Origin of the sequence: Rhodococcus sp. BH4 (genome assembly GCF_002079265.1) — a bacterium.
Taxonomy (GTDB): Bacteria; Actinomycetota; Actinomycetes; order Mycobacteriales; family Mycobacteriaceae; genus Rhodococcus_F; species Rhodococcus_F qingshengii.
Genome location: NZ_CP014941.1, coordinates 871,032 through 886,452, shown reverse-complemented (window position 1 = coordinate 886,452; position 15,421 = coordinate 871,032). Strand labels below are relative to the sequence as shown.

11 protein-coding genes are annotated in these 15,421 nt (G+C 60.9%); 5 read left to right on the top strand and 6 right to left on the bottom strand.

The window, feature by feature from the left end:
• Positions 1-82: 82 nt before the first annotated feature.
• On the top strand, positions 83-1,507 hold the full coding sequence (locus A0W34_RS04155) for an outer membrane protein assembly factor BamB family protein (protein ID WP_081557364.1): 1,425 nt from the start codon (positions 83-85) through the stop codon (positions 1,505-1,507).
• 642 nt (positions 1,508-2,149) lie between these two features.
• Here A0W34_RS04155 and A0W34_RS04150 read toward each other — a convergent pair.
• Positions 2,150-3,367, bottom strand: a complete 1,218-nt coding sequence (locus A0W34_RS04150; protein ID WP_041814672.1) for a PucR family transcriptional regulator — start codon at positions 3,365-3,367, stop codon at positions 2,150-2,152.
• A gap of 400 nt (positions 3,368-3,767) precedes the next feature.
• Here A0W34_RS04150 and A0W34_RS04145 point away from each other — a divergent pair, with 400 nt between their 5' ends.
• Entirely contained in the window at positions 3,768-5,108 is a 1,341-nt protein-coding gene (locus A0W34_RS04145; protein WP_081557363.1) for an MFS transporter, read from the top strand.
• Between the two features lie 257 nt (positions 5,109-5,365).
• A complete protein-coding gene (locus A0W34_RS04140; RefSeq protein ID WP_042449434.1) occupies positions 5,366-6,676 on the top strand; it encodes an NAD(P)/FAD-dependent oxidoreductase in 1,311 nt (436 codons plus the stop codon).
• 163 nt (positions 6,677-6,839) lie between these two features.
• Here A0W34_RS04140 and A0W34_RS04135 read toward each other — a convergent pair whose 3' ends face one another.
• The 3 genes from A0W34_RS04135 to A0W34_RS33790 are packed head-to-tail and all read right to left on the bottom strand — an operon-like array spanning position 6,840 to position 8,790.
• Complete coding sequence (locus A0W34_RS04135) at positions 6,840-7,712, bottom strand: alpha/beta hydrolase (RefSeq protein ID WP_081557362.1); 873 nt, start codon at positions 7,710-7,712, stop codon at positions 6,840-6,842.
• Positions 7,709-8,446, bottom strand: coding sequence for an amidohydrolase family protein (locus A0W34_RS04130; protein WP_442971946.1), 738 nt, complete (start codon positions 8,444-8,446; stop codon positions 7,709-7,711). Before A0W34_RS04130 ends, A0W34_RS04135 begins: the two co-directional genes overlap by 4 nt.
• Complete coding sequence (locus A0W34_RS33790) at positions 8,446-8,790, bottom strand: amidohydrolase family protein (RefSeq protein WP_442971945.1); 345 nt, start codon at positions 8,788-8,790, stop codon at positions 8,446-8,448. The genes A0W34_RS04130 and A0W34_RS33790 overlap by 1 nt, the downstream gene beginning before the upstream one ends.
• A gap of 242 nt (positions 8,791-9,032) precedes the next feature.
• On the opposite strand from A0W34_RS33790, the gene A0W34_RS04125 reads away from it, so the two are divergent.
• Complete coding sequence (locus A0W34_RS04125) at positions 9,033-9,596, top strand: TetR/AcrR family transcriptional regulator (protein WP_081557361.1); 564 nt, start codon at positions 9,033-9,035, stop codon at positions 9,594-9,596.
• 245 nt (positions 9,597-9,841) lie between these two features.
• Positions 9,842-10,210, top strand: a complete 369-nt coding sequence (locus A0W34_RS04120; RefSeq protein ID WP_064075155.1) for a cupin domain-containing protein — start codon at positions 9,842-9,844, stop codon at positions 10,208-10,210.
• 26 nt (positions 10,211-10,236) lie between these two features.
• Here A0W34_RS04120 and recD read toward each other — a convergent pair whose 3' ends face one another.
• Complete coding sequence (recD, locus tag A0W34_RS04115) at positions 10,237-12,105, bottom strand: exodeoxyribonuclease V subunit alpha (RefSeq protein WP_081557360.1); 1,869 nt, start codon at positions 12,103-12,105, stop codon at positions 10,237-10,239.
• The gene (locus A0W34_RS04110) at positions 12,102-15,419 is read right to left on the bottom strand and encodes a UvrD-helicase domain-containing protein (protein WP_081557359.1); all 3,318 of its coding nucleotides are present in this window, start codon (positions 15,417-15,419) and stop codon (positions 12,102-12,104) included. The genes recD and A0W34_RS04110 overlap by 4 nt, the downstream gene beginning before the upstream one ends.
• Positions 15,420-15,421 lie beyond the last annotated feature (2 nt).

The window sequence follows — 15,421 nt, the reverse complement described above, 5'->3', positions numbered from 1 at the left end:
TGGGCTCGATCTCGCGATCGACATCGTGCCGGCCGTCCGCGAAACGAACCGATCAGTTTGATCGATCGGTTACGGTCTTTCGATGCAGCTTCGGTTGAAGGAACATTGGAAACTGGTCGCACTCGGACTGGCATTGCTCGTGGCGATCGCGTTCATCGTCGTATCGGTAATCTCCGACTCCAGTGATGCGGCATGGCCGAAGCAGAAGACAGGCGGTCCGATCGTCGAGCAAGGCGTTGTCGACGTAGACCTCTCCGATCCTCCGCAACAAGCCTGGGAACTCGATGTCCGAGCGCTCACGGACAACCCCGGGGACGTGCTGCTGTCGATGCCTTCCACGCTCGATAGCTACTACGGCTACGGCAACACGTACCAAGTCGGTGACGTGCTGGTGGCCGCGACTGCTTATCCGCTTCCCAAGACCGACGAGTCTTCGTCGAGTCAGGGAGTCGGTGCCGTCACACTCGTCGGGGTGAATCCCGACGACGGAAGTCCGCTGTGGAAAACGCGAATCGGCGGAGTCATCGGCCAGTGCAGTCAGCAGAACGAATCCACGATCATCGCGTGCTGGGGCGATCGACGGATGATCTTTGTCGATACCGCGACCGGAACTCTGATGTCCGACCTCGGAACCGACTTCGATCTCAATGGCGCCACCATCGCCGGAGACACCGTGTACACGTCCGGCGAAAGGATGGACGGAACGGTTCGAACACGAATTCTTGCCAGCGGCACCACAACCAATTTGACTGCCAACTTCGTGCGTACCTTCGAACCAAGTGAGAAGTTCGGAGCCGTCTACACGGTCCCTCACACCGACACTGTCATTGCGATGGAACAGGGCGACGGCGGGGACCCGCAGTACCGCTATCGAATCTACGATCTGCAGTCCGGCGCCGAACGATTCCGATTCGAGGGCGATTCGCTTGTCCCTACCGGGAACGGATTGTTCCTCACCAGTGTCGGCGGCCGGTCGGGATATGCCGGAACCCAAAACCTCTTGGCTTCCGACGGATCCACGATTCGTGCGATACCGATTCCCTCGTACTCATCGTCGTCCTACCCGAGTAAGCCCTCGACGGGCCTGCCGATGTTTCTCGGCGACGGCGCCTACGATCCGGAGTCGGGTGACGAACTCTGGCGCAGTTCACAAATCGTCAACACCGCGACGGCCGGGACAGGAAGCGCCATCGCCGCAGTGGTAGGAAAAACAATCCTCGTCACGTCGCCGGAGACCCGCACAATCTCGGGTCTCGACGTCGAGAGTGGCCGACAACTGTGGCAAACACCCTGGCAAGACGCGTACTGGGTTCGAAGCGGTGCGACTGATGGCGATCACTTCGTCTTCAGCGACTACACCGGCATGCATTCGATCAGGGCTCGCGACGGAAAGATGATGTGGTCGGTCCCCCTTCCGCCAGAGGTCGATCCGCGCGGAGTCGTCGTCTCGAATGCCGGCAAAAACGTGTCGTTCTCCTGGCAAAACCACTTCACCGTTTGGCGATAGGCCGGCAACATCACCGGTTCAATGTCGTACTGACCAGCCGGCTCAGCAACCAGCAAATGGATAGACGTACAGCCTCGATGGCCACAATCCAGTCTGGCGCGTTTGTTCAATTTCGGGGGAACGATCTCGAACAACTGCATGTATCTCCGCGACTCCGACTTCGGAAAGATCAGACCAGACCTGCGGTGAAGGGGTGCATACGAATCGCACCGACTCAGGTATCTGATCCAATCCAACGATAAAGGGAGCCAACGGGAATGGATGCGAAATCCCCAATTTGCAGTCGGCAACAAATAGTCCAGTTCGCGCGCGAACATCTGCGTACCGGGGGACCGAACTCAGACCAAATTCGTCGTCATTTCGGTTTGCAAAAACGCGCGTTCTTCACGCAGCTCGACACCCATCTGGACGATTCTGCACTTTCAATGCCCGAAAAAGTTGCACTCCGCCGCATCTGCCGACAGGAGGATAGAAGGTGCCCGATCAAACGTATGAACGTCTCAGCAGGTCAAGCCAACCCACCCCGGCCGATGTACGACGCGCTTCCTTTCCCACCCCAGAACCATCATGCTTGACGATCGAAAGCCGCCAACTACGTTGAGCCGCTCAATTCTTCCGCAGTCCCCTCTTCTCGGATCGGGATCATCGGAGATCCAACAGCCGCGCGACTTTCAGGCTCAAATGCAAGGCCAACCGGTCGTCGCCGTTTGCCAAGTCTGCTCGTGTTATCTCCTGAATTCGCCGCAAGCGATAGTACAAGCTCCCTCGATGCACACAGAGCGCCTCTGACGTTCGCTTTACGTCACCGGCATTGTCCAAAAAGCTCTCCAGCGTCGCGAGAAGAGCCTCACTTTTCGAGTCCTCATGGCTGAGCAAGGACTGCAAACCTGAGTGAATACTGTTCTCGAGTCGATCCTCCGACAGTTCGGCCAGAAGTCCGTAGACGCCGAGATCCCGATAACGCACAACATTTCCGAGCACCTTGACGACCTGGGCCACATCTGCGGAACGTCTGGACTCTTCGTAGGATTCGCGCACATCCGCAACCGAGGTTCGCGGTTCACCGATACCGACCCAACATTCGATGTTCTGGCGCCCACTTTCAGACAAGACTCGCTCCCGGGCTGCCACGATCAGCGAGTCCAGATGGGTTTGAGTCGAGCGTTCGGCCACCGATACGATCAACAGACTGTGGTCGGGGCGGTCGAGTTGGATTGCACTGTTCCGCGGGAGCCTCCGACGAAGCTGATCGACGCCGACGGCAACACTCAGACGATCTCTTTCGGTCAATGTCGACTGGTCGCCAGGACGGAGCAACACAGTGACCACGACTGCTGGACCCGCAGCCAACAAGCCCTCCTCGGCCAACCTGTTTGCCGCGTCCTCGCGCAGCGACCGCTCGCCCGACAGGACGTCTCGAGTAAGTTCCCGCTCCCGACTTCGGGACAACTCGTCCAGCAACTGTTCGCGGTGGAGGATCATCGCTGCCGCATCAGCCGTGCGCCTCAAGACCTCGGCTTGATCCTCGTCAACTTCGCCCTCCGAAGTCAACAGCCAGACGAAGCCCAGCAGCGCATTGCGGTACCGGATCGGCATCCCGACCCGGCCAAGGGTCAGCCCTAGTTCTTCGTTGACGGGAACAGTGAAGAGATCGAGGGCTTCACGGCCTCCACTCGCGTAGATGAAGTCTACGATCTCGCGTGAAACATTCCGCTGTAGAACGGAATTCATTCTGACTGAATCGACGGCACTGTCATGCGAGTTGTACGCGAGCAGACGAATCTGTACATCATCGATCGCAACGGAACGGTCCAGTCGGCGCCCGGTAGTGTCCACCAAATGCTGCAGTTCTCCGACCATGGTCGAACTGTACGAGCCCCCTCTCCGGTTTGCAACATATGCCCAAATTTCTACGTAGAAAATTGAACACATGACAGTGATGCAACTAACTTTTGCACCATAGGCTCGCTTCATGCCAAGCACTCGAGACCCGTGACGTCTTCACTCGGTTCGCAACCCGTCAGACGTGGCAGCGACGAGATCTGTTGCAGCCGTGGGATTTGCATAGTGGGGCGCGAGGCCGGCCGGCACGATCTCCCTCAGACGAAGTCGCCTCCGACCCGAAATCGACAACGACCTTCGTTCGCCAGTTCAACATCGAATCCCACCGACCTCTTTCAATGTCGAATACCTCGAATGACATCGGTGACCGTGATGTCGCAAAGCCGTTGCCATTCAGCATATCCCGAGAGGAATCATCATGACCGGCACAGCAAATGCTCCTGCAGGGCATCAAACCGAGACTCCACCTGGACGTCGATCGGCGCGCCGTAGGGCCCTGATCGCCGGGGCGACAGGCAACATCGTCGAATGGTTCGATTTCACGATCTACGGTTTCACTGCCGCAGTTCTCGCGACAGTGTTCTTCCCTCCGGAGTTCGGCAGTGGCGCACTGCTTGCCACCTTCGCTCTTTACGGAGTCGCCTTCTTGGCCAGACCTGCCGGCGGCATATTCTTCGGACGGCTTGGTGACCGCCTCGGCCGACGGAGGTCACTGTCCCTGGCAATTACGCTCATGGGCTGCTCGACGGCGGCAATCGGTCTCCTACCGACGTACGCTTCGATCGGTGTTGCCGCACCGCTGTTGCTGCTGCTGTGCCGATTGGTTCAAGGATTCTCGGCCGGGGGCGAATACACCGGAGCTGCCACCTTCGTCGTCGAGCATGCGCCGTCCCACCGCCGAGGCTTGTACGCAGGGATAATCAGCTCTTCGTCATTTGTCGGCAGCATCTTGGCCACGGTCACAGTCTTGTCATTCAGCTCGGTCGGCGCTGAGCACTTCGCCGACGGAGGATGGCGTTGGCCGTTCATCATCGGAGGCGTTGTCGCCATGGTGGGCCTGTTCATGAGGCTTGCCGTCGAGGAGACTCCGGCGTTCAAGGAAATGCAAGAAAACGATTCCCTTCCAAACCGCCCACTCGCAGATCTGTTCCGCAATCACTGGCGGACTCTGCTCACGTCCTTCGTGTACTTCGCCTCGCTCGGTGTCGTTACTCATATGCTGCTCGGCTACATGCCGACATTTCTGGTTCTCTCAGCCGATGTTCCGAGCACGGTTGCACTGCTGATGACAACCGGCGCTTTGGTTCTCGCAGTACCGCTGTTCATCTTCTTCGGCGCCACAGTCGACCGAATCGGCCGGAGGCCACTCGTCAGAATCGGCATGGTGATGTCAGTTTTCGTCTCGGTGCCCAGCTACATGCTCATCGGTACCGGAAACATTTTCGCGATTGCCGTTGCACTGGCTTCTCTGGTCCTCGCGCTTTCCTTACTCGCGTCCGCTTTGCTCGTAATTCTCGAAATGATGCCGACGCATGCGCGATTCACCGGCACGGCAATCCCCTACAACATCGCATATGCACTTTTTGCAGGGACCGCTCCTCTGGTGTGCGCAGCACTGGTCAACGCCACTGGAAGCGATCTGTCGCCTGCCTTCTATGCGACCGCCATCGCTTTGATCGCGCTTCCCATTCTGTGGCGAGGGATTCCGGAAACGAAAAACTGGTCTGCCACGCAGGGCAGCCCGACGAAGCATTTCTGACAACGGACGCGCCACGGCTGTGATTTTTTGCGCAGCTGTCGATAGCGTTCCGATGGCCGCCACGAGAGAGTTGAGGACGACGAACACCTCTGGACTTTCAGGTGCCAAATTCATTAAGGCAGAGCCGAATCCGAGAAGTCGGGATGAAGCTCTCCAGAGGAAGTCGACGGCGTCGGAATTACCAGAACCCAAGCTTGCCGGATCGAACAGCTGTGCTTTCGATCCGGCGAAGCCATCAGTAGAAAGAGAGGCCGAAAGTGCCTACCGACAAGACCGATGCAGTTGTGGTCGGAGCTGGAGTGATCGGCAGCTCCATCGCCTACGAACTGGCCGCTCGAGGTTACGAAGTCCTGGTCATCGACAAGTCTGGTGGTCCGGGCTACGGCTCGACCAGTGCATCCAGTGCGGTTATCCGGTTCAACTACTCCACATTCGACGGTATGGCTGCGGCTTGGGAGTCGCTGCATTGCTGGCAAAACTGGAGCGAGCATCTCAACGCGACAGTCGACGGCGCGCTTGCGAAGTTTCGGCAATGCGGGATGGCACTGCTCGATGTCGACGTCGCGCCCCACGCGCGCACGATCGGATTATTCGAGAAGATAGGAATCGATTACCAGCTTTGGGACGCAACGACACTCGTCGAGAAGATTCCCGGTATCGACGCCGGCAAATACTATCCTCCGAAGCCAGTCGACTCGGAGTCCTTCTTCGCAGATGCCGAAACCACGCTCGGCGCGCTGTACACACCTCAGGCGGGGTTCGTCGACGACCCGCAACTGGCTGCCGCGAATCTTGCTGCGGCAGCACGTTCGCACGGTGCGGTTTTCGCATACAACACGCGTGTAGTGGCAGTCGAGCAGTTGCCTGACGGCATCTGGCAGCTAGGGCTCGACGACGGGGAAAGTGTGAAATCCAAGATTGTCGTCAATGCCGCCGGCCCCTGGTCAGGAGCGTTCAACAAGCTGTCGAACGTCGGGGCCGACTTCAAGGTTTCGGTTCGGCCCTTGCGCCAGGAAGTTCATCACGTCACCGCACCCACTGGCTACAACGACGACGAGATCCTCGGCCCGATGATCGCCGATTTGGATCTCGGAACCTACATGCGAGCCGAACCTGGAAACGGTTTCCTTGTCGGCGGAACCGAACCGGATTGCGATCCGCTCGAGTGGATCGACGACCCTGATACCGCCAACCCGAATCGCACTGTTGCCCGGTTCGAAGCGCAGGTTTTCCGCGCCGCCAGGCGTTTCCCCACCCTGGAGGTCCCGTCACAACCGAAAGGTATTGCCGGCGTGTACGACGCAGCATCCGACTGGACCCCGATCTATGACAAGACAGACAGGCAAGGTTTCTACGTCGCCATGGGCACCAGCGGGAACCAATTCAAAAATGCGCCCATCGCTGGGCGCCTCATGTCCAGGATCATCGACCAGGTGGAAGCTGGACACGATCACGACGCTGATCCCCTGACCTATGTCGGGATGCACACCGGGCTCGAAATCGACCTCGGCGCATTCTCCCGCCTTCGGGCACCCAATGCCGAGTCGACCGGGACGGTCATGGGTTAGAAGTCTTGTCCGGCTTGGAGAATCGATAGCCGCGACAACTGAATAGACACGGCTGTGGGTGTCCACCACGTGGTGGACACCCACAGCCGACTTCTCCTTCAACGGCGTCTACGGAAAATCGCCCTAGAACGTGTCAGCGGCACATCGCCTCCGGGACGGAGAGCTAACGTGCATGGCAGCTCTTCAAGTAGCTCAGGAACGATGCCTGCAGCCCGGTTACGTGCGTCTCGTGCAACAACGCGGTCGAAACATCCTGCGACCGTCCCTTGCCATGCAACTGCTCCACGACGGCGAGAACGTTGCGTGACAGTCCGCGATAGATCGGAATGGGTCCAGTCAGTTCGGCTTCGTTCAGCGTGACGTGCAGCTGCGGAACAACTGAGCCCACGCCACGCTCGGGCAGTGCCTCGACCAGTGTGTGGATCTGGCTGTCGGCGTTCACAACTCCGGGACTACCCGCACCGAAGGTCGCGAATGGGGGCGCGTCGCGCAGCCATGCGTAGAGGGCGAAAAGGCCTCCGTACGAGTACCCGAAGAGTCCGTGCCCGGACTCGCTGACACGTAGCTCCGACGAGTACAGGCGAGGGTGGAGTTCGTTGGTCAGGAAGTCGAGGAAGACGTCCGCGTGGGTGTCTGCCAGCTCCTCGAGGTAGGCGTCCACATACTCCTGGGTCATTGCACCCGAGTCGCGAGCAGCGGCAAGAGTGGCCGTCATTTCTTCGCCTACCGGTTCCCCGGGCGGCACGAGATCGCGGTTGCGTAGTCGTGCCCAGTTGGCAGCTTCTTCACCGGCATAACCGACGCTGACCTGGATGTACGGGGCGATCGTCAGATACGGGTCTGCCTGCGTGACGATGAGCGGGGCGGTAAGACCTACAGCCCAGTTGCCGTCCATCACGTAGATCAGCGGTAAGGGATCCGTGGAGTCCGCGTAGCCGGGGGGTGTGGTCACCCAGATGCCGTAGCTGTACCCCGACTTCGCCGTGATTTCGAAGTACTCCGTGTCTGCAAAGCATCCGTGCAGCATTGCGCTCATCGAACCTCTCCCTTCACTACGTGGCCGGCCTTCACGACGAGAACAGCCATGTCCGGATCGGCGAACACCTTGGCGTCGTGGAGCGGGTCTTGCTGCCAGGCGACCATGTCCGCCTGCATTCCGACGCGGATAGTTCCAACGGTGTCCCCGATACCGAGGATGTCGGCGTTGACGCTGGTGGCCGATACGAGAGCATGCATCGGCGACTCCAACTCGGCCCGCAAGCGCAACTCCTCGCCTCGGCGCTGCTGGTGCGGCCCGATGAGGTCCGAGCCCAGGCCGATCCTCAGGCCTGCTGCGCGAGAGGCCTCGAGCGCTCTGGCCATGCGTTGACGCACTCCGGCTGCACGCTCTCGTATTGCCGGGTCCAGGTCCATGCTTTCGGTGTCCGCCAACTGCTCGACCACGGCGAAGGTGGGGACAAGTGCCACGTCATGTTCCCGCATCAGCTGGGCCGTCTCCGCATCGATGTCGGTGCCGTGTTCCACGCACCGGACGCCGGCCCGCACCGCGTTGCGAATGCCCGCATTGTTGTGCGCGTGGACCGTGACGTAGGTGCCGCGCGACGCTGCTTCTTCCACTGCCACGGAGATTTCCTCGACGGTGAACTGTGTGTCGGTGAGGCTGTCATGGCCTCCGACGACACCGCCGGTGACGCACAGTTTCAGAAATGTTGCGCCTCGGCGGAACGACTCGCGCACGTTGCGTCGTAGCTCGTCGGCATTACCCGACATCAAGGACAAGGCGCAGAGCCCTGGAATGTGGTGCATGTTCCACAGCTCGGTCGGCTCCCATGCGGCCCCGTAGTAGCCGTGTCCACCGGTCTGGCACTGCACAGGACCGCACGAGAGGACACGCGGACCACGCACCTTGCCGCTCGCAATAACGTCGACGACTCCGCCGTCGATGCCACCGACGTCTCGCACGTGGTGAAGCCCGCGTCGAGGGCATCGCCCGCGGTGGCGAAGATGCCCGCAGCCAGTTCGGCTGCCGAGAGCTCAAACCCGAATTGCCTTCGGATCGGACTCGAAATACCCAGGTGCACATGAGCATCGATCAGCCCCGGAGTCAGAAGCATGCCGTCCAAGTCAACTGTCGTCGAACCCGACGGCGCCTGTCCGATCGCGGTGACAATGCCGCCACTCACGCACACGTCGACTTCGACCGGGTCGGTGCCCGATCCATCCGCGACCATGCCGCCGGCAAACCATACGTCAGTCAAAGGGACCTCCCGAGCATTGGAAACCACTCTCCTAAACACTGGTGAATTCGATATGCGGTACCGTACTCAACAGTGGTGAACCCGTCAATGGAGGTAGCGTGAGATCGCCGGTTGGGGAGGGTCGAGAGCGACTGTTGCAGGCACTGTTCGACGAGTTCGGTGAAACCGGCCCAAGCCCGAAGCTGTCGATGCGCCAAGTAGCGGAGCGACTCGGAGTGCACCACACGCTGCTGACCTATCACTTCGGATCACGACCGGGACTCCTCAGCGCCGTGCTGTCGGAAGCTCGCCGCCGTGACAACCTCGTCATCGCCGCGATGGGCAAGGATCTCGGGTTCGCGGCCCTGTGCAGGGCGATCTGGACCTTCTACTCGAACGCCGAGCACGAAGATCGAAGCCGCACCTTTTTTCACCTGGCCGGACTTGCGGTTTACGAGCACAAAGCATTTCAAGATTTCGCCGCCGACCTCGACGATTTGGCGCACCTCCTTGAAGCGGCAGCCCTTCGCGAAGGATTCACAGTGGTGGATGCAAAGCAGCAGAGCATCATCGCAACCGCATGTCTGCGAGGACTGTTGTTGCAGAGGTTGCTCACCCCCGACGCCGAGGTCGACGCGGCAGCCGAGCGCTTCATCACCTCGTTGACAGCGTCCACCACGTAAGGCCTCACAACCGATCACCCTCGTTCGAAATCACCGACGCGGGGCCGTTTGCCATTGGCTCGGTCACGTTTCGGCGTGAGACGGGTCTCTGAACCCCGGTTGAATGGTGGCCGATCGCACTTTCGACATCTGTACGAGCGAAGTGCCGAAAGATGCGACAAGTGAATGTATCCCGACCCAGCAGACACACGACATCATCGACAAGTCCGATGATTCACATGAGTTTCGAAAGTCAGGATTGAATTGTGACCATTACCTTCCGTGCCGCAGAGTTGAACAGCGCAAGTGGGATCTTCCAGCAAGCACTGCTCGGCCAACCCAGTGCAGAGCCACTCGGCGGAGACATCATCACTCGTGCAGATGTCGAGTTCACCAGTGCCGACGGCCGCATTCAATCCGGAGTCTGGGAGAGCGAACCGGGAAAGTCGCGGTGGGAGTTCCTCACCCGCGGCGAGATCATCACCATCGTCTCCGGCGCCATGACCGTCGAGGAGGACTACGGCGATCCCGTACATCTCGTTGCCGGTACGAGTGCAATCTTCCCAATCGGATGGAAGGGTACGTGGACGGTCACCGAGACCGTACGCAAGGTGTTCGTCGTATACAACGTATGACCGAGAGAATCCGCAACATCCGACTTTCACGGCCCGTCGTACGGACGGATCTCACGACGCAGCCCACTTGCCCTGAGTACCTGTCGCTGCACTCCCGCCCTCACGGAATCCTCGGTGCCGATTACTCTCACATGGTTTCTGGCGCGAGTGATCGCCGTGTACAACAACTCCCGAGTCAGCAGTGACGACGCCTCGGCCGGCAACATCACCGATACGGTGTCGTACTGGCTGCCCTGGCTCCGGTGAATCGTCATCGCGTAAACAGTCTGCACCGACGAGAGTTGGCTCGGGTGAATCAGAAACGCATCACTGCCCCGCTGGAATGCGGCAATAGGCACGCCATCCTCACGCTGCACGATCACCCCGGCGTCCCCGTTGTAGATCTTCGCCTCGTAGTCGTTGGCCGTCACGAGCAGCGGTTGGCCCGGATACCACCGCGTCGGGTCAAGAAACTGCCCTGATGCCGTGCCGACCCACTCCATCGCCTGCTGCGCCCACCTCCCGACACCGTACGGTCCGTCACGGTGGGCGCACAGAAGGCGGTGCGATTCCAGGCCTTTCAGTGCGCCGATCGCATCACCCACCTCGGCCGACGCAGTCACCACCTCTGAACTCGCAACGATGTCGGCGCGCAATGCGTCAACATCCTCGGGCGAATGGAAGGAGACGGCAGGATCACCGCTGCGCAGGATACGCAGAACCTCAGCGGAATCTCCCGCTCGAACTGCCCTGGCCAACGACGCGATGGTTCCGTCGAAGCGGCGCCCGCGTGAGAGTTGAATGATCCCGCCCCGCAGACGATCCTGCTCATCCGCACTCAATGCCTCTTCTGAACCAGTGGCCGTGAGATCGTCACCCACCAACTGTGTCAGCGTCGGATTTCCACTGACGTTTACCGGGCGGGCGACAAGATCAGCAAGAACAGCGCCCGCGTCGACTGAGGTCAACTGATCGGGATCGCCGACGAGCAGTAGCCGGGCATCGGGGCGAACGGCTTCGAGCAGGCGCGCCATCAACGTGAGGGAGACCATCGACGTCTCGTCGACGACGACCACATCGTAGGGAAGTCTGTTGGTCGCATTGTATTTGAAACGACTCGAACTCCCCCGCTGCCAACCGAGTAGGCGGTGCAGGGTCATGGCCGCGAGTTCTTCGGGAAGGCCAAGGCTCGCGGTCTGCTCACGTACGGACTCCTGCAGCCGTGCTGCGGCTTTACCCGTCGGTGCGGCCAGACCGATGCAAGCATTCGAACCCAATTCCTCCGACAGGAGAGCGAGAATACGTGCGACCGTATGGGTTTTGCCGGTTCCGGGCCCACCGGCGATGACGGTGGTCCACTGTGTCGCGGCGAGAGCAGCTGCTATCCGTTGACGATCCGGCGCGATGGTCGGCCCGTTCTCGTCGACGAACAGCGAATCCAGCCGCGTTCGGACCGCTTTCAGGTCGGCGGGCGGCCACGTGGACGCCCGCTCGTCGAGCACTCGCCGAATCGTCTGCTCCTGCAGAAAATATCGATCGAGGTAGAGGAGTTCACCGTCGTCCGTGTCGACCAACCGGAGCGGTCTGAGAGGTCCGGCGTTTCCGCCGATCACCAGAGGGCTCAGCCGAAGGGCGGCAACGATCTCCGACGGTTCGGGCCACGGCAACGACGTAAGTTCCTCCTCCGTCGCATTGTCGACGCTCACATCACGCATCCGTCGTAGATCGAGGCACACCGAACCTGATCGCACGGCCCGAACTGCCAACGCCGCGGCCAGCATCACTTCTTCGGAAGTTTCACCGCCCAGGCTGCACACTCTCGTCGCGACATGAACATCGGCGGCAACCAGAACCCCGGCTTCGTTGAAGATTCGCACGATCCCTTTGGCGCGCTGAGCCAATTGCGCCTCGGTCATCGAATCTTCTCCCCTACTGTGTGGGACGCATCAAGACCGGCCAGCAGATCCGATAGTTCAACCGTCAGCTGAGCAGGCGGTTTCCATTCGAAGACACCGCATTCCGGCGGGCTGTCCGGGCCGAGCATCCCACGCACGAATTGATACTGCGCGCCCCCGAGATGACGGTGCGGATCGTAGTCGGGCAGGCGCCACCGCAGATACCGATGCAGTGCAACCGAATACAGCAGTGCCTGCAGCGGATAGTGCGAGCGCATCATCTCCGTCGCCATGAGTTCACGCGTGTAGTTGGCAGCCGTCAGATCGCCGCGACCGATCCGGTTGGTCTTGTAATCGACGATCACGAACGACGGGCCCGGGATCCGCAAGACTGCGTCGATACTGCCCGTCAGGAATCCGCGCATCGGTGACGTCTCGACACGGTCCAGATAGTCGGCGTACGACGCCAGAATGTCGTCGGAGGAAAGGTGGCGCCTCAACAGTTCCGACACTCCGCGGAGTGTGACACTCATCGACACCGGATCGTCGCCACCGGCCAGTGGGAGTTCGAAATCGAGTTCGGGAAGACGATCTTTCGGCGCGATCGTGGCCAAGGTTCCGAATCCCAAGGGAGTCTGCATCACCAGATACAGCGCATCCGCGAGTGCTTCGGAGTCGACCTCGGCCGCCCGAACCGAGACCGCCTCGGCGCAACGCATCCCGAGTTCCGCTCTCAGATCTGCCGCAGCCGTGTCCACCACCTCGAGCACCTCATGCACCAGCGTGCCGAATGCGGCGCCCGCGGGAAGTCCGTTCATGGGTGAAGGGAACGCCTCCAGGGGCGAGGGGGTAATGCTCTCGAGGTCTACGGAATCCTCTGGCTCGTCGTCTTTTTCGGGATCCTCGACCTCACTGCCCGTGGTCGTGACCGCGTGGTGCGCTCCGGCGGTGAGTGCCGAGTACGACGTACGACGCCACAGAGTGTCCAGGTCTCGATCGAAACGCGCCGCGGCCAGTTCGGTCACGTCCGCAGCCGCTCTGGACCAGTGGACGGGCGAGGGCGGATGGGGACCAACAGGTTCCACCGAGATCACGTCGGAAGCTGCTGCCGGCCAGGTTGCGAGCCGTGCTGCGGTTGTACCGTCGTCGAGCACCTTCACTACCCGAGCAGGTTCGGCGATGCCGGGTGTACGTCCGAGCATCAACCGGTGCAGCGGCGAGCGGGAGGTCCCGTAGCTGGGTGCCCACCAGAGCACGAGTTGGCACTGCGCCCGGGTCAGCGCCACGTACAGCAGCCGCAGTTCTTCGCCCGCTTCTTCGGCCTCCGCAACAGTCTTTCTGGCGTTGTACCCCGGGCCTTCCTGCCCGCCGACGTCGAGGATGCGGCGTCCCTCCGGGTCGTGCAACAGCTGCGTCGGCGAGTTGAAGCCGCCAACGCTCTCCCAACTGAACGGGACGTAGACGATCGGGAACTCGAGCCCTTTGGTGGCATGCACCGTAGCGATTTGCACTGCGGCAGCGTCACTGTCGAGGCGGCGGCTTCGATCGGTGGCGCTCCCGGACGTCGGGTCCTTGATCCGATCGGAAAGCCAGCGAACCAGTGCGCTCAACCCGAACGCTTCCTCGGTCGCGACGCGACCGAGGAGTTGTGCGACGTGCCGCAGATCGGTGAAATCTCGTTCGCCGGACGGGGCCGCGAGTACACGCTTCTCCAGATTTGTTTCGGCAGAGATTCTTTCGAACACAGCCGCAAACCCGACGCGTGCGAACAGCCCGGAATAGGAGCGCAGTTGACCGGCAAGTTCCGCGACGATGTTGTCGCCATCCTTGTCCAGTTCTTCGGAGGTGCGCCCGAAAATTGGTGAGAGGGCCGTCAACCGGACCCGATCGGAGCGATGGGGCTGCTCGATCGCCTGCAACAGCCACAGCCACTGGGTCGCACTGGGTGTCGCGAAAACACTGGACCCTCCGGTCAAAACGGAAGGTACACCGACGGCATCGAGAGCATCGCGGATCATCGCCACGTGCTTGTGGGTGCGCACCAACACCGCGACGTCTCCCGGTTCGACCGGGCGTGGAACACCGTCGACTGCCAAGCGGGCATCGCCGCCCAGGAGCGCGACCACGTCTGCTGCGACGTCGTCCGCGACGCGACTGCGAAGTCTGCCTACGGCCGGAAATCCCGAACGATTGAGCGGTCCGGCTCCGGTACGGGGCAGATGGCGTACACGCATCGGCACCGGGCCGAACAACCGAGACTTTTTGTGCGAAGCCTCCACCGGATGCGCGACGATGCCTTCGTTGCCGAGTGCGGCACCACCGTAGAGGTGTTCGAGTGCCGCCAACAACCCTGGGTCGCTACGCCAATTGGTGGTCAACTCCTGGTGCGCATCCGCCTGATCGACCGCATCGAGATAACTCAGAACTTCTGCCCCGCGGAACGCATAGATGGCTTGTTTGGGATCACCGACCAGGACCAGGGTGGTGTGACCGTGGAAGGCCAAACGCAGAATGTCCCACTGCAACGGATCGGTGTCCTGGAACTCGTCGATCAACACGACCTTGAACTTCTCGCGCACCCGACGACACGCGACGGGACCGTATTCCGGATCGGTCAATACGCCGTGCAACAGCGTCAGCAGATCGTTGAAGTCGCGAATTCCTTTGGTCCGCTTACGTCGTTCGACCTCGACACGAGCAGCAGCCGCGAAGAGGACGCGCTGACCGGGTGCGGTCTCCTCCTCGCTGTCGGGTTCGAGAATTGCCTGACCATCGCCGACTGCGCTTCGGGCGATGGCCAGCGCGTCCTTCGTGGAGAACGGTGGAGACGAGTCCGTCCGGCTGTAGCGGCTGAGGTACAAATCCGAGACGACCTCACTGATCAGGTCGTCGACCGACTCCACAAAAGTTGTGTCCGGTTCACGTTCCCCGGCGATGCCCAGCCCGTCGAGCATCCTCTGACAGAAACTGTGGGTGGTCGTGATGGTGCCGGCGTCGAACTCCGCGAGAGCGCGCAGGAGTCGACGACGCCGCACGCCGATCTCCTCGTCGTCAGCTGTGGCGAGGTACGCCACCAGATCATCATCCGACCGCCTCGCCGCCTCCGGGTCGACCAGAGCGGCGGACACTCCCGCGAACCTCTCCCTGGCACGCTCACGAAGTTCCTGAGTGGCGGCCCGGCTGAATGTCACCAGCAGAACTTGCGAAATGTCGGCGAGACCTTCGGCAACACAACGGGTCGCGAGTCCGACGATCGCGTAGGTCTTGCCAGTTCCGGCGCTCGCTTCCAACACCGTAGTGCCGGTAGGCAGTGGCCCCAATAGATCGAAGTCCACGG

Bases quoted from the DNA above. Each gene is read 5' to 3' on its own strand.
- A0W34_RS04155 (WP_081557364.1), top strand. From the start codon at position 83: ATGCAGCTTCGGTTGAAGGAACATTGGAAACTGGTCGCACTCGGACTG.
- A0W34_RS04150 (WP_041814672.1), bottom strand. From the start codon at position 3,367: ATGGTCGGAGAACTGCAGCATTTGGTGGACACTACCGGGCGCCGACTG.
- A0W34_RS04145 (WP_081557363.1), top strand. From the start codon at position 3,768: ATGACCGGCACAGCAAATGCTCCTGCAGGGCATCAAACCGAGACTCCA.
- A0W34_RS04135 (WP_081557362.1), bottom strand. From the start codon at position 7,712: ATGAGCGCAATGCTGCACGGATGCTTTGCAGACACGGAGTACTTCGAA.
- A0W34_RS04130 (WP_442971946.1), bottom strand. From the start codon at position 8,446: ATGTCGGGTAATGCCGACGAGCTACGACGCAACGTGCGCGAGTCGTTC.
- A0W34_RS33790 (WP_442971945.1), bottom strand. From the start codon at position 8,790: ATGCTTCTGACTCCGGGGCTGATCGATGCTCATGTGCACCTGGGTATT.
- recD (WP_081557360.1), bottom strand. From the start codon at position 12,105: ATGACCGAGGCGCAATTGGCTCAGCGCGCCAAAGGGATCGTGCGAATC.